Here is an 18696-nt window from a genome sequence, read left to right on the forward strand (position 1 = left end):
CCGTTGCCTCGATCGGCCACCCCATTGGCGGCGGCGACCGAACGCGTGTCGAGGCGTCGCGGGCTATTCCATCACGATCTGCAGCTTCACGTCGCTTGGACGCGCCTCGACGGCGCGATCGAAGGCCTTGACGGAATCCTCGAAGGTGAAGGTTTCCGAAATCAGCGGTTTCAGATCGACGCGACCGGAGCCGAGCAGCGCAATGGAGCGCTCATACTGATGCGCGTAGCGGAATACCGTCTCGATGCGAATTTCTTTCGTGGAGGCGGTCGAAACGTCGAAGCCGATCGGATTGACCGGCAGGCCAACGGCGACAATGACGCCACCTGGCCGTGGCAGTTCCATGATGGTTTCCCAGGCCTTCGGAGAGCCGGAGCATTCGAAGATGACATCGGCACCCCAGCCGTCCGTCAGGCCCGCGACCTCCTCGATGAGATTCTTCTCGCGGATGTTAAGCGGGATGACGCCCTGGTATTGAGCGGCAATGTCGAGTTTCGGTTGGGCAAGGTCGGCCACGAGCGCGCGGGCGCAGCCGCCGGCAAGGGCTGCGATCGCCACCATCGTGCCAATCGGGCCGGCGCCCAGCACCACCGCTGTGTCGCCGGGCACGATCTTCGCCTTGGTTGCGGCCTGCATGCCGACAGCGAAAGGCTCGACCATGGCGCCCTCGGCGAAGCTCACATTGTCCGGAAGCTTGTAGGTGTAGTTGGCCGGATGCACGACTTCGGGCGTCAGGACACCGTGGATCGGCGGCGTCGCCCAGAAGGTGACGGCAGGATCGACATTGTACATGCCGAGCCTGCTTGCCTTGGAATTGGGATCGGGAATGCCAGGCTCCATGCAGACCCGGTCGCCCACCTTCAGATGCGTCACGCCAGCGCCGACCTCGACGACGGTGCCGGCGGCTTCGTGGCCGAGCACCATCGGCTCGTTGACGACGAAGGGGCCGATCTTGCCATGGGTGTAGTAATGGACATCAGAGCCGCAGACGCCGACCGTATGAATCCTGATCCTCACCTGCCCCGGACCCGTATCCATGGGCAGGTCGATGTCGCGAAGCGCGAGTTCATGCTGGCGCTCGAGCACCAGCGCGCGGACTTTGGCCATTGTCTGTTCCTTCCCGATTGCCTTCCCGCGCCGTCTGAGTCGGCGCGGCTTTGGAAGGACTATAAGACCCGAAGCCTTCGCAATTCAATTGTATTGCGAAGCGTTTGCTCATGAAACGATGAAATGCCCATTTAGGGAAGGCTGGCGATCTGGCGCGGCAGATGGTCAGCCGAACTTGACGAGATTGAGCACCGGCAATGGCCCGCCGGGGAACTGCGTGAGGCTGCCTCCGATGGCAAGCGAGCCGAGGTCGATGCCGAAGAAGCCGAGCTTTTCGATCAGCGAGCCGATCTCTACTTTCGCGCCAGCGTCATCGCCCGAATAGAACAGGACACGCTTGCCGCCTTCGGCTGCGGGGTTGCCGGACAGAAGGTGCGACTGCAGGTGGTTGAAGGCCTTGACCACACGCGCGCCCGGAACGAGATCGGCGAAGATCTCGCTGGACAGACGACCGTTCAAGGCAGCGGGCTTGAAGAGCGGCGCCTCGATCGGATTGTTGGCGTCGATGACGATGCGACCGTTCCAGTCCGGCAGGCCGGAAAGCGCTTGCGGCAACTTCGACCAGGGAACGGCGACGAGGACGATATCGGCCTTCGCTGCCTCTTCCACGGTCGCTGCTGTCACGAAAGGCCGAAGCTCCGCGGCAAGCTCCGCAAGCGCCTCCGGCCCGCGGCTGTTCGATATGATGGCGTGGATGCCGGCCCGGACGAGCGCGCGGGCAACGGTGGCGCCGATACTGCCGGCGCCGATGATACCGATGGACATTTGGTTTTCTCCTTCGATTGTCGCCATTTCGATCACTCCAGGGTTTCGTCGTTCGATCGAGTGAATATCGCCCGCCAATTCTTTCTCAATAAGCAGCCAGTCGCTTGAATTGTCTTCAAGCGTTCATTGAAAATTTGGGTGATCTTTATGCGGTGTTTATATGTGTGGTCGGCTATCACGCTCGAACCTTTATCTCATCTGGGCATATGAACGCGCAGCAATGCGGCCCCGAAAATCAGTTTGCGGCAATGGCAACGGTGCAATCGGGTGCGAGCATGGCGTTAGCTGGCCCTGGCGCGCCTCGCACGAACGACAAGAGAGATGTCATGGACCTTTCGATGATCATCCGTCCCGAGCACACCTTCATAGGCGTGTCGGTCGCGACGAAATGGAGCGGGCTGCAAAATATTGCGGAGAAGGCTGCCTCCGCCTTCGGCATCGACGAAAGGAAGATATTGCAGGCTTTGGAAAGCCGGGAGAGCCTCGGCTCGACGGGCATCGGCAATGGCGTTGCGGTTCCGCATGCCGTGGTCGAAGGGATGACGCATCCGCATGGCTTGCTCGTACGCTTTGCGCGGCCGCTCGATTTCGAGGCCGTCGACGACGTATCGACCGACATTGCCTTCGCGCTTTTATTTGGCGAGGCAAACCGTGGCGAGTATCTGAACGTGCTGGCGGCCATCGCGCGCCAGCTGCAGACACCCGGCGTTCTTGCGGCCATGCGCAAGGCGAGAACCGCGGAAGAGCTCTATTCGGATTTCCTGGCCGATTCTCGTGTTTGACGATCAGATGGACGCACGGCTCAGAAGTCGCGTTGGAACCGCAGGAAGCCTTCTACCTGGTCGTCGCCTTCCTCTTCGTCGTGATACCGCACGCTGAGGCGTGTCCTCAGATCAGCGACGACCATGTAGTTGACCGTTATGCCGGCCGTTACAACGCAAACGCTGCTGCCGACGATAGGGAAAATCAGACGATTCGGTTCCTGCAAAATATGATGGTAAGTGTCAGCGGGTGCAGCCCCCGCGCGGCGTCTCTCGGGTTTCGCCGCCGCCAAGGAGAGCAAAGCCATTGCCAAAGCGCGCCTCAAATGGGATGGCATTCCAGACTGGCACCTGGAACAGAAACATTCTTCGTTTCATTATACGACCAACTTGGTAGAGTTTCGGCCATCAACGAAGGAGGTTTCCATGCAGTCGATAAGGATCACACGGCTTCTCGCGGCTGTGGCGCTGGCAGGTAGCGTCGCAATCGGGGCCGTCGCTCCCGCATACGCGGACCAGACGCTTCTCAACGTATCCTACGATCCGACGCGAGAACTCTATAAGGATTTCAATGCCGCTTTCGCTGCGAAGTGGCAGAAGGACACCGGTGAGGCGGTGACCATCAAGGCTTCGCATGGTGGGTCTGGCGCACAGGCGCGCTCGGTGATCGATGGGCTTGATGCCGATGTCGTGACCCTTGCTCTCGAGGGTGACATCGACGCGATTGCCGCCAAGACCGGCAAGATCCCGGCAGATTGGAAAACAAAGTTCCCGAACAATTCGACGCCTTATACGTCAACGATTGTATTCCTTGTTCGCAAGGGCAATCCGAAGGGCATCAAGGACTGGGGCGATCTGGTGAAGGACGACGTCCAGGTCATCACTCCCAATCCGAAGACGTCAGGCGGCGCCCGCTGGAATTTCCTGGCGGCCTGGGCATGGGCCAAGCAGGCCAATGGCGGCGATGACACCAAGGCTCAGGACTATGTGACGAAGCTCCTGCAGCATGTTCCGGTTCTCGACACCGGCGCGCGCGGCGCAACGACGACCTTCGTCCAGCGCGGCCTCGGCGACGTTCTTCTTGCCTGGGAAAACGAAGCCTATCTCTCACTGGAAGAGCTTGGGCCCGATCAGTTCGAAATCGTCACGCCGACGTTCTCGATCCGCGCTGACCCGCCGGTCGCCGTCGTTGACGGCAACGTCGACAAGAAGGGAACCCGCAAGGTCGCGGAAGCCTACCTGAACTATCTTTATTCGGACGAGGGTCAGAAGATTGCGGCCAAGCACTTCTACCGTCCGACCAAGCCCGAAGCGGCCGACAAGGCAGACATCGCGCGCTTTCCAAACCTGAAGCTCGCGACGATCGACGATTTCGGCGGCTGGAAGCAAGCACAGCCGAAATTCTTCGGCGATGGCGGCGTATTTGACCAAATCTACAAGCCGGCACAATAATACGTCGCATGAGAGCACATAACCCCACGCGGTGGCGGTTCAGACGGCCGAGCGTCATTCCAGGTTTTGGAATGGCGCTCGGCCTTACCTTGACCTGGCTCACCCTTTTGATCCTCATTCCGATTTCGGGCCTTGCCTGGCGGTCAAGCGAGCTTGGCTGGGCAAAGTTCCTGGCCATTGCCTTCGATCCTCGCACCGCAAGCGCCTTGCGCATCAGCTTTGGCGCCGCTTTTGCGGCGGCCTGCATCAATGCTGCCTTCGGCGTCGTGCTGGCCTGGGTGCTGGTGCGCTACCGGTTTCCAGGCAAACGCGTCATCGACGCCATGGTGGACCTGCCCTTTGCGCTACCGACCGCCGTTGCCGGTATCGCGCTCGCGACCCTTTATGCACCGAACGGCTGGATCGGCCAGTTTCTCACGCCGCTCGGCATCAAGATCGCCTTCACGCCGCTCGGTATCGTTATCGCCCTCGTCTTCGTCGGCCTGCCTTTCGTGGTTCGCACGGTGCAGCCGGTGATGGAAGAGATCGACAAGGAAGTCGAGGAGGCTGCCGCAACGCTCGGCGCTACCCGTCTCCAGACGATCTTCCGTGTGCTGTTGCCGGGCTTGGCGCCGCCTGTTCTGACAGGCTTTGCGCTCGCTTTTGCCCGTGGCGTCGGCGAATATGGCTCGGTGATCTTCATTGCCGGCAATCTTCCCTTCCGGTCGGAGATCGCACCGCTGCTGATCGTCATCAAGCTCGAGGAATACAACTATGCCGCTGCGACGGCCATCGCTGCAGTGATGCTAGTTCTCTCGTTCGTCATGCTGCTGATCATCAACCTCATCCAGAGCTGGAGCAGACGGAGGTACTATGGCGCTTGACACCAGTGTTCAGCCGACAAAAGTGCGCTCCGCCGTTACCGAGCACCGGTTCGCGCGTTGGACGCTGATCCTTGCCTCGCTGATCTTCCTGACGCTGATCCTGCTTCTACCCTTGGCGGCAGTCTTCGTGGAAGCGTTCCGCAAGGGTGCCGGGGCGTTCCTCGAGGCATTGCAGGACGAGGAGACCTTTTCGGCCATTCGTCTGACCCTCATCGTCGCGGGCGTCAGCGTGCCTCTCAACCTGATCTTTGGCGTGGCGGCTGCATGGGCGATTGCCAAGTTCGAGTTCAAGGGCAAGGCCTTCCTGACGACGTTGATCGACTTGCCCTTCTCAGTCTCGCCTGTCATTTCGGGTCTGGTGTTCGTGCTACTGCTTGGCGCCAACACTCATCTCGGCCACTGGTTGAGCGCCCACGACATCAAGATCCTGTTTGCCGTTCCGGGACTGATCCTCGCCACCATGTTCGTCACCTTCCCCTTCGTGGCGCGCGAACTGATCCCGCTGATGCAGGAGCAGGGAACGGGCGACGAAGAGGCCGCACTTTCGCTCGGCGCCAGCGGCTGGCAAACCTTCTGGTACGTGACTGTGCCCAACATCAAATGGGGTCTGCTCTACGGCGTATTGCTCTGCAACGCGCGCGCCATGGGCGAGTTCGGTGCCGTATCGGTGGTCTCAGGCCATATTCGCGGACAGACGAACACCATGCCGCTGCAGGTGGAAATTCTCTATAATGAGTACAATTTCACCGGCGCGTTCGCCGTTGCCACCCTGCTTGCATTGCTTGCGCTCGTGACCCTTGTTTTGAAGACGCTGCTCGAGATGCGATACAGCGAAGAAATAGCCGCCAGCCGACGGCACTGAAGGAATTAGAATGGAAGTTCGCGTTCAAAACTTGCGCAAGGAATTCGACCGGTTTCCGGCGTTGCACGACGTCTCGCTCGACATCCGCTCCGGAGAGCTGATTGCGCTGCTCGGGCCGTCCGGCTCCGGCAAGACGACCTTGCTGCGCCTCATCGCCGGTCTGGAGAGCCCGACGGAAGGGCTGATCTACTTCGGCGACGAGGACGCGTCGAAGAAGACCGTCCAGCAGCGCAACATCGGCTTTGTCTTCCAGCACTATGCCCTTTTTCGGCATATGACCGTGCTTGATAACGTCTCCTTCGGTCTGAAAGTGCGCGACGGTGCGAGACGCCCTCCGAGGGCGGAAATCCGTAGGCGCGCACTGGAGCTTCTGGATCTTGTCCAGCTCTCGGGGCTGGAGAAGCGCTATCCGGCCCAGCTTTCCGGCGGCCAGCGTCAGCGCGTCGCGCTTGCGCGCGCCATGGCGGTCGAACCAACCGTACTTCTTCTCGATGAGCCTTTCGGCGCACTCGACGCCCAGGTGCGCAAGGACCTGCGCAAATGGCTGCGCGAGATCCATGACCACACCGGCCACACGACTGTTTTCGTCACGCACGATCAGGACGAGGCGATGGAGCTTGCCGACCGCGTCGTCGTGATGAGCCAGGGTGCGATTGAACAGATCGGAACACCTGATGAAGTGTATGACAACCCGAACTCCCCCTTCGTCTTCGGCTTTGTCGGACAGTCAAACTGTCTCGACGTGCGGGTGAACGGCGGAGAAGTCTGGTTCGAGGACCGGCCCCTCGGCCTCAAGGTCGAAAACGAGGCGGATGGGGATGCCCAACTCTACTTCCGGCCACATGACATCGAATTGCGAGATGGTTGCGGTGGCTGCATCGCCGGCTTGCTGACGACCAGCCGGCGCGTCGCCGGCACGCGCCACATCGAGGTCGACATCGGCAAGGGGCTTCCACCGATCGAACTGGAACTGTCGCCATCGCAGGCCGGGAGCCTCGATCGCAGCCGGATTGCCTTCCGACCGAAGCGGTGGAAATTGTTCCGGGCAACGCCATAGAGGTAGAAACCGCGCTGACGTGGTTGGAATACGCTCCGAATCAGTTCCTGATAGGATGGTGATTTCGACCATTGCGGACGTGACCTGCGATGGCGACTATCATCGTTTTCAGTGCGTTATGCGATCGCGAATCAGCCTGCCCAGCAGGCAAAACGCGGCCAAATCAAATTGTGATACTAATTGGATTTGAAATTTACCCGAAACGCGGATACAAAAGCGGCCACTTAATCGAGAAGGGCTTTACTACTCCAAATAGGGGGGCACCTGCTGTTGAGGGCGCATCTAGCGTTGGGAAAATCTCTTGCCGGGATTTTGTTGGCAGGCTTTGCGGCTGCGAGCTGCACGACTGCGCAGCAGCCGGCTACAAAGGCGGTCAGCCAGGCCGTGACGCCCAGGAGCGCGGGGCAATCCGCGCAGGCAACAAAAGTCACCTTCAATTATACTGCCAAGGATCGCGATTGCCTGAAGCGGGCAATGTACTTCGAGTCCGAGCATTCGGACCGCGACGGCTATATGGCAGTCGGAACCGTGGTCATGAACCGGCTGACGTCGGGAGCCTATCCCGAGTCGATCTGCGGCGTCGTTGCCCAGCAGAGGCAGTTTGCGCCCGGTGTTATGACGCGGGAAGTCGAGCCCGCCGCGGAGATCGAGCTGACGGATGCGGCTGACGCAATTCTGCGTGGCGAACGGCATCCTGGCGTCAAGGACGCGATGTTCTTCCACACAGACGGCCTGACGTTCCCGTACCGCAACATGCATTACGTAACGATCGCCGGCGGAAATGCGTTCTACGAAAAGCGTGGCCGGGATGGCGAGCTGCAGACGCCGGCGCCCCTGCCCTCATATGAAGTTGCTATGAACTATTTGCCCGGTCAGAGACTGATGCCCGCGCAGTTCGAGGCGCTTGTTCCAACCACCGTCCCGGTGCCGATTCCAATGCCGGGGTCGGCAGCGACACTGGCTACAGAGCCGGCAGCGCGGGCACCGAGCGAAGCGGCGATGCCAGTCGCCACCGAAGCGGTCATGCCGGTCGCCATTCCGACGCCGAGACCAGCCTATAACGATGCCGTGTTGCGCGGCAGCCTCGCCCACGGCTAACGTCTCGCGTTGCCTACCTCGCTCTGTTTCCATCCGCGTCGAAGACGTGCAGGTATTGCGCGGGAAAGGATACGCTGACCTTCGGGCCGGCCGTCAGCGCTTCGCGATCAAGCGTGAAGATCTTGAACGGCAGGCCGTGCAGCGACAGGTGCAGAATGATGCCGAAGCCTGTGGGCTCGACCAACTCGACGTCCGCACCCATGCCGCTCTGGTCGGCAACGACGACGTGCTCGGGGCGGATCCCCAACGTGACCTTGGTGCCGTTTGCGAGCGAAAGCGGCGCAGCCAGCGGCACGATCGTTCCATCCTTCAGGCGGACGCTGCCATCGGCATAGGTGGCGTCGAGGAAGTTCATCCCCGGCGAGCCGATGAAGCCGGCGACGAAGAGGTTGGCCGGCCGGTCGTATAGTTCAAGCGGGCTGCCGACCTGCTGAACGACGCCGCCATGCATGGCAACGATCCTGTCGGCCAGCGTCATCGCCTCGATCTGGTCGTGAGTGACGTAGATTGACGTGGCCTTCAGGTCGCCATGCAGCTTCTTGATTTCCGCGCGCATCTGCTCGCGCAGGCGCGCGTCAAGGTTCGACAGCGGCTCGTCGAAGAGGAAGGCCTTCGGTTGGCGTACGATCGCGCGGCCCATGGCGACGCGTTGGCGTTGGCCTCCGGACAGCGCCTTCGGCCGCCGTTCGAGCAGCGGGTCCAGACCAAGCTTGGAGGCAGCACCTGAAACTGCGCTGGCGATCTTTTCCTTGGCCGTCTTCCTGAGCTTCAGACTGTAGCTCATGTTGCCGGCGACATTCATGTGCGGATAGAGCGCGTAGGACTGGAACACCATGGCGATGTCGCGGTCCTTCGGATGCAACTCGTTAACGCGCTTCCCGGCGATGCGGATCTCGCCCCCGGTCACGTCCTCCAGCCCTGCGATCATGCGCAGCAGGGTGGACTTGCCGCAGCCCGACGGGCCGACGAGCACGACAAACTCGCCGTCCTTGATCCTGAGGTCGACGTCGTGCAGCACCTGCACTGGGCCATAGGCCTTCTTGACGTTCTGGATATCGATCGATGCCATTTTGATTAACCCTTGACCGCGCCGGCCGTCAGGCCCTGGACGAGATAACGCTGGATGAGCAGGAAGAAGAGACCGGCCGGGATGAGCGCGAGCACGCCCGCTGCCATCATCTGCCCGAAGTCCACTGAGAATTTGGAGACGAAGGTGAGAAGCCCGACAGGGAAGGTCGCCGCATCGTTGCCGTTGATCAGCATGAGTGCAAAGAGAAGTTCGCTCCATGCCGCGGTGAACACGAAGCCGAGCGTTGCGGCAATGCCGGGCAGCGTCAGCGGCAGGATGATCTGCCGGAAGGCGGTAAACTGCGTTGCACCGTCAATCATCGCCGCCTCCTCGAGGTCTTTCGGGATACCGTCGAAGAAAGACTGCATCAGGAAGGTCGCGAAGGGTACGTTGAAGGCGGTGTAGACCACGATGAGGCCGGTGAGACTGTTCGTCAGGTGCAGCGGCGACAGGATCTTGAAGATCGGGGCGACCAGCATGACGAGAGGGAACATCTGCGTCAGAAGCATCAGAGCGACGATCCAGTACTTGGCCCGGAAATTGAACCGCGACAGTGCGTAGCCGGAGAGCGAAGCGCAGATCGTGACGACGACCGCGGTCGAGGCTGACACGATCAGGCTGTTCTTGAAGAAGGTCGGGAAGGCACTGTGCTGGATCACGAAGGCATAATGATCCCAGGTCGTGCGGGACGGCCACATCCGCACACCCTCGGAATAGAGCAGATCGTTCGGAGTGACTGATACCTTGAGCAACCAGAAGAGCGGAAACAGCGCGAAGGCGACGTAACACAGGACGGCCACGCGATGCGCGACGGTTGGCAGGATGGATCTTTTCATGGCCTCAGTCCTTGTTCAGCAGGGTCTGCCTGAGCAGGATGATCAACATCGAATAGGCAAGCAGCAACACGAGCAGCACCAGCGCGATTGCCGAGGCATAGCCGAAGTCGAGCCGCCTGAAGGCCTGCGTGAAAATGTAGCTGGCGACGATCTGCGTGCGGTCGGCCGGACCGCCGCTCGTCATGACGACAATCAGGTCGGCAAAGTTGGAGACCCAGACGGTGCGCAGCAGCACGGTGATGGCGATCGTCGGCGCGAGGAAGGGCAGGGTGATCGAGCGGAAGCGCTGCAACCAGCCGGCGCCGTCGATGGAGGCTGCCTCATAGAGATCGCGCGGGATCGCCTGCAGGGCGGCCAGCAGCGTGATCGCAAAGAACGGAATGCCCCACCAGACGTTGGCGACGATCGGCCCCCACATCGCATATCGCGGGTCGGAGAGGATGTTGCCTGGCTCGCTCATCAGGCCGAGTGCGTAAAGCCAATGCGGGATCGGCCCGATCACCGGATTAAACAGCCATGCCCAGTTGAGACCGGCGAGGAATGAGGGAACGGCCCAGGGCAGGAAAACCAGCGCCTGCACGACGCCCCTGCCCCAGAACGGCTTGTCGAGCAGCAGCGCGAGAATGAGGCCGAAGATGAACTGCAAAAGAACGGAGGCGCCCGTCCACCAGAGCGTGTTCTTCAGCGCGCCATAGAAGGCGGCATCCTTCGCGAGTGCACGGAAATGGTCGAGCCCGATAAAACCGCCGGAGAACGGGTTGAGCAGCTGGATGTCGCGGAACGCGTAGGAGACGCCGATCGCCAGAGGCACCAGCATCACGGCGATGATGAGGATCAGCGAGGGGGCGCTATAGAGATAGGGTTCCGAGGCATCGGCGACGCGCTTCAGCCACGGCCTGCGGTCGCGGCGACTGTCGAGCGTATCGGCGGTCATTGTCATCAGGCAAGCTTCCGTTGTGCGGCCTCAAGGGCGCGCCATCTATGTCGTTCAGGGCGTTGGCGGCAGCCCTCTTTGCCAGGGCTGCCGCTTGACGTGGTACCTACTTCTTGGCCAGAAACTTCTGCTGTGCCTTGGTGAGGTAGTCCGCCCACTGGTCCGCCAGGTCCTTGGCCGAAATATCCCCGAGGAGCGCCTGCTGCGAGGTCTTGATTGCCAGCGAGTCCTTGAAGAAGGCGAATTCTTCGAGGTAGGTCGGCATCACCGTCGGGACGGTGTTCGGATCGGCCAGTTCCTCGAACCAGCCCTTGAACTGGTCACCCGCATAGAAGGGATCCTTCTCGGCGGTCGTATAGGCAGGAAGCGCGCCGATGCGCTTGTTCCATTCGAGGTTGCCTTCCGGGCCTTCGAGCGTCGCGATCAGCTTCCAAGACAGGTCCTTGTTCTGGCTCGTAGTGAACATCGACCAGCCACCATAGCCGATCGTCGGGAAGGACTTTCCGTCCGGGCCCTTCGGGAGCGGCATCACGCCGAAGTCGTCCTTTTTCATGCGCTCGGCGATCGCAATCAGGGCGTCCGGATCCTGATCGAGGAAGGCGCAGGTGCCGGAATAGAAGCCGGCGACGACTTCATTGAAGCCCCAGTTGACGCTGTCCTTCGGCGCATAGCCCTTCTTGTAGAGATCGACCATCCACTCGATGCCCTTCGCCCAGCCGGGGCTGTTCATCGTCGAGGTGCCGTCTTCGTTGAAGTACTTGTTCGAGCCTGCCATCGAGGCTGCGAAGATCATCCAGCCGTTAAGGCCACCTGGGCCGCCGCGCATGCAGTAGCCGTATTTGCCGGGAAGCTTGGAGACTTTCTCCGAAGCCGCCGTGAACTCTTCCAGCGTCTTCGGTGGTTCGGAAACGCCGGCTTCCTTGAGCAGTTTCTTGTTGTAGAACATGGCGCGCAGATAGAACCCGTAAGGCAGCATATAGGCCGTGTTCTTCACGTCGCGACCGAGTTCGAGGGCGCGCGGCGTCAGTTCCTTTGTGTGATCCCACTTTTCGAGATAGGGCTCGAGGCTTTCGAGCATGCCGTTATTGCCGTAGAGCGACAGCCAGGTATCTGGCATTTCCATGACGTCAGGCGTGTCGCCGGCCGAAACCATTGTCGCGAACTTCTGGAAGGCTTCGTTCCAGGGCAGCGAGATGATGTCGACCTTGGTGCCGGGGTTCGCAGCCTCGAATTTGCCGACGATCGACTTCAGCGTTTCGGTGCGTTCGGGGCTGGTGATGACCTCGACCAGCTTCAGCGTGGTATCGGCGAGTGCGGTGCCGGCCATCATCGTGGCGAGTAGAGTGGCGGTGATCAGTCTTTTCATGCTTGCTCCCCCTTTTCAGGTTTTTGAGGTTTTGAACGCTTAAGAGGCGACCGCCAGTGCCGCCTCAATGTCCTTCCACAAGGCCTCGGTTCCTTCGAGGCCGACGTGGAGGCGTACGGACCGCGCATGGATCCCGAAGGCATGCGCGGAATTCGGTTGCGCCTTCTGCTGAAGGACGACCTCGCCTGGTACGATCAGGCTTTCATGCCCACCCCAGCTCACTCCCAGTTTGAAGAGCTTGAGGTGATCGGCGAAGGCGCGGATATCGACGCCCTCGCGGAATATGAAGGAAAACAGCCCCGACGTGCCGTTGAGGCCGGCAGGCAGGCGGTTGGCGAGACCTGGATGGCAGACCGCCTCCACCACGTCGAGCTCCTGCAGGCGTATTGCGATTGTCATCGCGGCGGCTTCGTGGGCCCGCATGCGGATCGGTAGCGTGCGCAGGCCGCGAATGAGAAGCCAGGCATCGAAGGGCGAGAGCTTGCCGCCGAGATAGGGATAGGCTTCCGCCTTGATGCGGGCGATCATCTCCTTCGACCCGACGACAACCCCAGCGACGACATCGCTGTGGCCGCCGAGATATTTCGAGGCCGAATGGATGACGATATCGACGCCGAGCGAGATCGGCTGCTGGAAGTAGGGGCTTGCCCAGCTGTTGTCGATCATCGTGATGATGCCATGCTTCTTGGCGAGCGCGGCGAGCGCGCCGACGTCATGAGCGTCCATCACCCAGCTGGTCGGGCTTTCCATGTAGAAGAGTTTAGCGCCGGGCAGCGCCTTTGCCACCGCCTCCTCATCGCGGCCATCGACATAGGTGACTTCGACCTTCATGCGCTTCAGGATCGTGCCGAAAAGGCGGAAAGCGTCGGGATAGACGTGCTTGACCGCGACGATCCGGTCGCCCGGTTCGACGAAGGACAGCACCGCCGAAGAGATCGCCGCCATGCCGCTCGCAAAGCCGAGCGCGTCTTCGGCTCCCTCAAGCTTCGCCAGCATTTCCTCAAACATGCGAACCGTTGGGTTGAGGCCGCGCGTATAGATCGGCCGCACCTTCTCGCCGCGATAGGAGGAGATCATGTCGTCATAATTGGAAAAGGTGAAAAGTGACGTCTGGAAAATCGGCGGCACGACGGCTTCGGCGAAGTTTCCTTCGTCGTGTGCGGTGATAAGCGAGGCAAGATCGAACGCGTCTGCGCCGTTATTCATTTCGACATTTCCTTGATATCGTCCTCGACAACCTCGAGGATTTTCAGTGTCTCTTCCCGCGCGGCCTCGGCATCCCGGGCGGCGATCGCGTTGTAGAGCGTGCGATGAAAGGGAAAGGAGCGGCGTGCGAAATCCTCGCGCTCGAAAGGGTGCTCCCAGAACTGCCAGAATGTCTCGCGCATCTGCTCGAGAAGCTGGCGAAAAAGCGGATTGTGGGTGGCATCGTAGATGGCAAGGTGGAAGGCCAGATCCTCCGGACCGGACGTGCCCTTCGATATGTGGACGCGTTCCATCGCGTCGAGGTTCTGCTCGATCAGGATGAGATCCTTGTCGGTCCGCTTTCTCGCTGCGACCATGCAGGCCTCGCATTCGATCCCGCGGCGCACCTCAAGGGTCTGCAGCAACACGTCGCGCAGATGGCCAGTGTCCAGCGATAGCGGCATATGGATCGTCGCCTTCGAAACCGGTTTCAGTAGGTAGGTGCCGCTGCCTTTACGGGTTTCGATGACGCCAAGTGCCTGGAAGTGACGGATCGCCTCGCGGATCGTCGAGCGGCCGACCATCAGCGCTGACATCAGCTCGCGCTCTGCCGGCAGCCGATCGCCCGCCTTCAGCTGCGCGCTTTGAACATAATCGGCCAGCGCGTCGGTTACCTGACGCGCTCGGTCGATCGCCGGAAGCGGCCGGATAATCGGCCTGTCGCTGCTTGGTGCCTTCATGGTTCCCCAAATTCTTGTAGGCAGGCGACCTTTGAATTGGTCTGACATCTTAGCATTTCGCAAAGTTTAGGAGGCGTCAAGGTCGCTCTCCATATGAAGAGCAGATTCCAATTTTCCGGAAAACCCTGCCTAAAATCAGAAAACTGCTAATTAGATCTTCCCAAAGAGCCAATCTCGGACAAAGGTAGGAATTTATTTCTAGTTCCAATGTTTTCGTGAGCTTGCGGAGCTGGAATGTTGAATTTGCACGGCACCTCACTACGGGACGCGCTCCTACTGGCCCATACAGAACGGTCGGCTTCGGAGGACGACGGAACGAGAGGGATGTCATTTTTCAATGTTCTGGTATCGTCTGCCCTCCGTGTGGGGAGTTGGCGTTATGACGAGTTTGGTTCCGGACGCCTTTTGCTGAGCGATATCCGACAAGCACACTAATGGGCAGACCACCATCGTGCAGGTTTCTACCGTCTTCGGCGAAGACCCCGACTATTGGACGCTCGCTGTCGTCGGCCTCAAGCCGCCCTATCAGCGGGTCGTTCGACACCACGAAGATATCGTTGCCCTGGTATTCGGCCTCGATCATGGCTAGTTCGCCATCGTCCATTTGAGTTCCCCCCCACATTGCGCGCTGCAGTCTGTTGCATATGACGTTTTTATGACAGGGTTTGTCACGACAGGTTCAAGAGGAGGCGAAGCATGAGTGAGAAGCGGAAACGAGTTTATGAAGCGCTTTTGGATGGCGCCGCAGAAGGTCTTTCCGGCAAGGGGCTTTACGATTTCGTATTGAAACGTTGTCCCAAGGCGACCAGCAAGAAGATTGTGCGTGCCTCGCTTCTGGCGCTTACAGATCCTCATGTAAGGGATCCGAATATCCTGAACACCATCTACGCGCTCGCGATAAAACACCGAATGGATGAGGTCGGCTCCGCGATCGATCCCGACGATGAGGAGAACCCTGCCGAGAAAACCCCAGTTCTCCGCAAGCTGAAAAAGAAGGCAGAATCGTCCACGTTGGCAGCCCTTCAGGCGCATCCGACCTGATTGGGAAGCGACTATACCGAGGCGGCATCCGGAAAAGGCCAAAGATGCAAAAACGCCAAGGTTAACCCGAGCAGGCCAAGGCCATCTTCAGGATCGGCGCCCTGGCGTCGGGAAAGCAGCGAGAACTTTCCTGCGACTGGGAGGCAGTCTATCACCCCGCCGCTTAGTCAAATCGCAACGCAATGACCGCAATGGGGCCGGGAACGGATGGGCAGGTTTCCGGCGCAGGATAGGCAAAAGAGGACGCTGATTCTCGCAGAGATTTAGGACAACGGTTTGCGTGCATCCGTGAAGCAGTGCTGCGCAGAAACGGTTGGCTGGTGCACGAGCAAGGCATCAAGCCGCACATTCCGGTCTTCGATAAGTCGGGCAGAACAGATGGCACATTCTCCCGCAAGGACTTTACTTGGGATCGGCAGAACGACGTTTACCGCTGCCCCGCAGACAAGGTGTTGACCACCAGCGGCACTATCGTCAACGACAACCAGCTTCCGTACCGCGCGAGCAAATACGATTGCGAGGTCTGCGAACTCAAAACGAGATGCTGCCCAAAAGAACAGGCACGGAAGGTTCCGCGATCAATCCATGAGGGGGCGCGGGGCATGGCACGCGATATCGCCAAAACGGACGCCTAGCCTTGCAGCACTTTCGATCAGTTTTTCCACGAGGAAGGCTTGTGTGCCCCAGATGGTTTGTCGAGGTCGAGTGCCAAATACGGGAGGACGAATGGTCTAAGCTGGTTACGAACCAAACCGTTCTCTGAGACGCGGGACCGAAAAGTCCAGAAAGGCGCGCAGTTTCAGTGGCACCTGGCGTTGGCTGGGATAGACGAAGCTGACCGGTATAGCGGAGGGTTCATACGCCTCCAGCAATGTGACGAGCGCGCCCGAGTTCACCAAGTCGTCGATCTGGTATGACAACACTCGGGCAATGCCGGCCCCGGCAGTTGCAGCGCTAACCGCCGCCTCGCCCGAGTTCACGACAAGCCGGGATGGGATTGGTATAATCTGCGGGGCTCCCACCGAATGGAAGTTCCAATTACTCCCAAGCACCAAATCGTCGTAAGTTACACATTCGTGCGAGGACAGATCGGTTGGCGTCTTTGGCACACCTCGCATTTCCAAATAGCTCGGACTGGCGCACAGCACTTGGCGTATCGACGCAACGCGCGTGGAGATCATACTGCTGTCGGGCAGTTTGCCGACGCGCAGCGCGAGATCGACATTCTCCTCGAGCAAATTCACGTTCCGATAAGTCATCTGCACGCGCATGTGAATGTCCGGAAAGGCGCGCAGAAATTCCGCGACGACGGGCATGACATGGACGCGCCCCATGGCTGGCGACACGCTGATGATCAGTTCCCCTCGGGGTGTCAGAAATTCGCCGGCGGCCACGCGCTCGGCTTCCGCGATGTCTTCCATGATCCGTCGGCATAAGGCGACGTAGCTGCGCCCGGCGTCGGTGAGCGCCAGCTTGCGGTTGCCACGCAGCAGCAAGCGGATTTTCAGGTGCTCCTCCAGCTCAGAGACCCGTCTGCTCACCGTCGTCAAGGGTAAGCGGAGCTGGCGACTGGCGGCGGAGAGGCTCCCCGTGTCTACTGCGGCAAGCAGAATGGTCATGGCTTCGAGACGGTCCATAGCCTTTCACCAGTGGAAGGATGCCTGCCAAGTTTACCGTCTAATCGTCGAAACTGGAACGGTCTATGTTCTTCGCGTCGGCTTCGAAAGCTCGGCAAATCCCAACGCTGCTCGAAAGGAGACAATGCAATGACCATGCTCATGCAGACGCTTGCCGCCGTCGGCACCGTGCTCGCCACCAGCGCCTTCGCCCACGCCGCTGTCCACAGCGCGAGAGAGTTCCGCGACGCTCCAACCTTCGTCGCGATTGGAGGCGGGTCCGCACGCACGCTGATCTGGGATTCTCCGCTCCCTCGATTCCCCAGGCGCTGGCCGAGGCCGCCCTCTGAGGCCAGCACCGAGTGAAGAAACGCGCTAATCGCACCCGTGTTAGGGGGCGGCACCCTCCAGGCATCACCGGTATTGGCATCTATCTATAACTGGATGACCTGCCCTGGCGGTGGCCGCCACTAGTCCAGCAACGCTCGCAACAACCGACATGCAGCACCCGGTCTTAGTGGATCGAAGTCCGGGGTGAAGACCCCATGAGAAAGGAACCAACTCCATGCACAAGGAAATCATTGCTGCCGCTTTTGCGGCTTTGTCGTCTAGTGCCGTCTTTGCCCATGCCGAACACTTGTCCGCCGGGTCGCCGGATAACGGGACCGTCAACACCGCGCCGACCAGCAAGGCCGACGCAATCATCCCCTTCCGCGTCCACGTGCCGGACGCGGACCTTGCCGACCTGAAGCGGCGCCTCGCGGCGACCCGCTGGCCTGACAAGGAGACGGTGGCCGATCACTCGCAGGGCGCACAGCTCGCAAAGCTCCAGGAACTCGTCCGCTATTGGGGCAGCGATTACGATTGGCGAAAGGCGGAGGCGAAATTGAACGCCTTTCCGCAGTTCAAGACGACCATCGACGGCGTAGACGTCCACTTCATCCACGTCCGCTCGCGCCACCCGAACGCGATGCCGCTGATCGTCACGCACGGTTGGCCCGGCTCGATCTTCGAGCAGATCAAGATCATCGGTTCGCTCACCGACCCAACCGCATTCGGCGGCCGGGCCGAGGACGCCTTCGACGTGGTGATTCCGTCCCTGCCGGGCTACGGCTTCTCGTCTCGACCCACCGAGACCGGATGGGACGTGGAGCGCATCGGCCGTGCTTGGGACGTGCTGATGAAGCGGCTGGGGTACACGCGCTACGTCGCCCAGGGTGGCGATTGGGGCGCGGGCGTCGTCGAGGCGATGGCGCGGCAGGCGCCGACGGGACTGCTCGGCATCCACACCAACCTGCCAGCGGTGTTCCCGCCCGACGCTGCCGAGGCGATCGCCACCGGCGGGCCCGCGCCCGTGGGACTGACCACGAAGGAGCGCGCGGAATTCGATGCCATGCAGGGGTTCATCAAGAGCGGCGGCTGGGGTTACCTGACGATGATGAGCGCGCGACCGCAGGCCGTCGGCTACGGCTTGACGGATTCGCCCGCCGGCCTGGCGGGGTGGATGCTCGTGCATGGCGGGTTCGGAAAGTGGACGTACGGCAAGGATCTCGAACAGCGGCCAACGCCGGACGAAGTGCTGGACAACTTTTCGCTGCACTGGCTGACCAACACCATATCGTCTGGGGCGAGGCTCTACTGGGAGAATCGCGATCAGAACCTCATCAGTGCAGCCGCGCAAAAGACCAATGAGATCACGATCCCCGTGGCGATCACGACGTTCCCGGACGACGATCTTTTTCGAGCACCGGAGACATGGGCGCGCCGCGCCTTCCCCAGCTTGACCTATTTCCACGATGCCGAAAGAGGCGGCCACTTCCCCGCCTGGGAGGAACCGGTGATTTTCACCCGCGAACTCCGGGCGGCGTTCAAGCCGCTGCGTGAGGAGCTTAATTGAGAGGGTGCGGGGCGGACGCTTGCCGCCCCGCACTCTCCGAGAAGCAG

General features: G+C 60.5%; 19 protein-coding genes and 1 pseudogene. 10 read left to right on the plus strand and 10 right to left on the minus strand.

Features of this window, described 5'->3' with window-relative positions; genetic code table 11:
• Positions 1-63 precede the first annotated feature (63 nt).
• Complete coding sequence (locus WGT02_RS21295; protein ID WP_208246704.1) at positions 64-1107, minus strand: NAD(P)-dependent alcohol dehydrogenase; 1044 nt, start codon at positions 1105-1107, stop codon at positions 64-66.
• Positions 1108-1272: 165 nt separating this feature from the next.
• Positions 1273-1872 carry an NADPH-dependent F420 reductase gene (locus WGT02_RS21300; RefSeq protein ID WP_208246706.1) on the minus strand — a complete coding sequence of 200 codons (600 nt, stop codon included), beginning with the start codon at positions 1870-1872 and terminating at the stop codon, positions 1273-1275.
• A gap of 326 nt (positions 1873-2198) precedes the next feature.
• Between WGT02_RS21300 and WGT02_RS21305 the strand changes: the two genes are divergently transcribed.
• Positions 2199-2654: a PTS sugar transporter subunit IIA gene (locus WGT02_RS21305; protein ID WP_024315285.1), complete on the plus strand. Its 456-nt coding sequence runs from the start codon at positions 2199-2201 to the stop codon at positions 2652-2654.
• A gap of 20 nt (positions 2655-2674) precedes the next feature.
• Here the strand turns inward: WGT02_RS21305 and WGT02_RS21310 are convergent, their stop codons facing one another.
• Positions 2675-2941: a hypothetical protein gene (locus WGT02_RS21310; protein WP_225040037.1), complete on the minus strand. Its 267-nt coding sequence runs from the start codon at positions 2939-2941 to the stop codon at positions 2675-2677.
• A gap of 118 nt (positions 2942-3059) precedes the next feature.
• On the opposite strand from WGT02_RS21310, the gene WGT02_RS21315 reads away from it, so the two are divergent.
• The 5 genes from WGT02_RS21315 to WGT02_RS21335 all read left to right on the plus strand — a co-directional run bounded on the left by WGT02_RS21315 (position 3060) and on the right by WGT02_RS21335 (position 7965).
• A complete protein-coding gene (locus WGT02_RS21315; RefSeq protein ID WP_208246709.1) occupies positions 3060-4085 on the plus strand; it encodes a sulfate ABC transporter substrate-binding protein in 1026 nt (341 codons plus the stop codon).
• 8 nt (positions 4086-4093) lie between these two features.
• Positions 4094-4948, plus strand: coding sequence for a sulfate ABC transporter permease subunit CysT (cysT, locus tag WGT02_RS21320; RefSeq protein WP_024318658.1), 855 nt, complete (start codon positions 4094-4096; stop codon positions 4946-4948).
• Complete coding sequence (gene cysW / locus WGT02_RS21325; RefSeq protein ID WP_024318659.1) at positions 4938-5810, plus strand: sulfate ABC transporter permease subunit CysW; 873 nt, start codon at positions 4938-4940, stop codon at positions 5808-5810. Before cysT ends, cysW begins: the two co-directional genes overlap by 11 nt.
• A gap of 10 nt (positions 5811-5820) precedes the next feature.
• Complete coding sequence (locus WGT02_RS21330) at positions 5821-6867, plus strand: sulfate/molybdate ABC transporter ATP-binding protein (RefSeq protein ID WP_024318660.1); 1047 nt, start codon at positions 5821-5823, stop codon at positions 6865-6867.
• Positions 6868-7137: 270 nt separating this feature from the next.
• On the plus strand, positions 7138-7965 hold the full coding sequence (locus WGT02_RS21335) for a cell wall hydrolase (RefSeq protein WP_024318661.1): 828 nt from the start codon (positions 7138-7140) through the stop codon (positions 7963-7965).
• A 13-nt stretch (positions 7966-7978) separates the two neighbouring features.
• Here the strand turns inward: WGT02_RS21335 and WGT02_RS21340 are convergent, their stop codons facing one another.
• From WGT02_RS21340 to WGT02_RS21365, 6 genes are all read right to left on the minus strand, one after another.
• Positions 7979-9034: an ABC transporter ATP-binding protein gene (locus tag WGT02_RS21340; RefSeq protein WP_024318662.1), complete on the minus strand. Its 1056-nt coding sequence runs from the start codon at positions 9032-9034 to the stop codon at positions 7979-7981.
• 5 nt (positions 9035-9039) lie between these two features.
• On the minus strand, positions 9040-9870 hold the full coding sequence (locus WGT02_RS21345) for a carbohydrate ABC transporter permease (RefSeq protein WP_024318663.1): 831 nt from the start codon (positions 9868-9870) through the stop codon (positions 9040-9042).
• Positions 9871-9874: 4 nt separating this feature from the next.
• Positions 9875-10810, minus strand: coding sequence for a carbohydrate ABC transporter permease (locus tag WGT02_RS21350; protein ID WP_024318664.1), 936 nt, complete (start codon positions 10808-10810; stop codon positions 9875-9877).
• A 100-nt stretch (positions 10811-10910) separates the two neighbouring features.
• Positions 10911-12170 (minus strand): sugar ABC transporter substrate-binding protein, encoded by a 1260-nt coding sequence (locus WGT02_RS21355; protein ID WP_024318665.1) that lies wholly within the window; start codon positions 12168-12170, stop codon positions 10911-10913.
• 39 nt (positions 12171-12209) lie between these two features.
• On the minus strand, positions 12210-13376 hold the full coding sequence (locus WGT02_RS21360; protein WP_208246711.1) for a PLP-dependent transferase: 1167 nt from the start codon (positions 13374-13376) through the stop codon (positions 12210-12212).
• Positions 13373-14095 carry a FadR/GntR family transcriptional regulator gene (locus WGT02_RS21365; RefSeq protein WP_024318667.1) on the minus strand — a complete coding sequence of 241 codons (723 nt, stop codon included), beginning with the start codon at positions 14093-14095 and terminating at the stop codon, positions 13373-13375. Before WGT02_RS21365 ends, WGT02_RS21360 begins: the two co-directional genes overlap by 4 nt.
• A 451-nt stretch (positions 14096-14546) precedes the next feature.
• Between WGT02_RS21365 and WGT02_RS21370 the strand changes: the two genes are divergently transcribed.
• The 3 genes and pseudogenes from WGT02_RS21370 to WGT02_RS21380 all read left to right on the plus strand — a co-directional run.
• On the plus strand, positions 14547-14684 hold the full coding sequence (locus WGT02_RS21370) for a hypothetical protein (protein WP_225040035.1): 138 nt from the start codon (positions 14547-14549) through the stop codon (positions 14682-14684).
• A gap of 107 nt (positions 14685-14791) precedes the next feature.
• Positions 14792-15136 carry a hypothetical protein gene (locus tag WGT02_RS21375; RefSeq protein ID WP_208246712.1) on the plus strand — a complete coding sequence of 115 codons (345 nt, stop codon included), beginning with the start codon at positions 14792-14794 and terminating at the stop codon, positions 15134-15136.
• A gap of 314 nt (positions 15137-15450) precedes the next feature.
• A pseudogene (locus WGT02_RS21380) lies at positions 15451-15765 on the plus strand (IS5/IS1182 family transposase); the annotation flags it as partial.
• Positions 15766-15876: 111 nt separating this feature from the next.
• Here WGT02_RS21380 and WGT02_RS21385 read toward each other — a convergent pair.
• Positions 15877-16773, minus strand: a complete 897-nt coding sequence (locus WGT02_RS21385; protein ID WP_208246714.1) for a LysR family transcriptional regulator — start codon at positions 16771-16773, stop codon at positions 15877-15879.
• A gap of 544 nt (positions 16774-17317) precedes the next feature.
• Here WGT02_RS21385 and WGT02_RS21390 point away from each other — a divergent pair.
• Positions 17318-18649, plus strand: a complete 1332-nt coding sequence (locus tag WGT02_RS21390) for an epoxide hydrolase family protein (protein ID WP_208246716.1) — start codon at positions 17318-17320, stop codon at positions 18647-18649.
• Positions 18650-18696: the final 47 nt, after the last annotated feature.

Origin of the sequence: Rhizobium sp. T1470, assembly GCF_042140505.1 — a bacterium.
Lineage (GTDB): Bacteria > Pseudomonadota > Alphaproteobacteria > Rhizobiales > Rhizobiaceae > Rhizobium > Rhizobium favelukesii.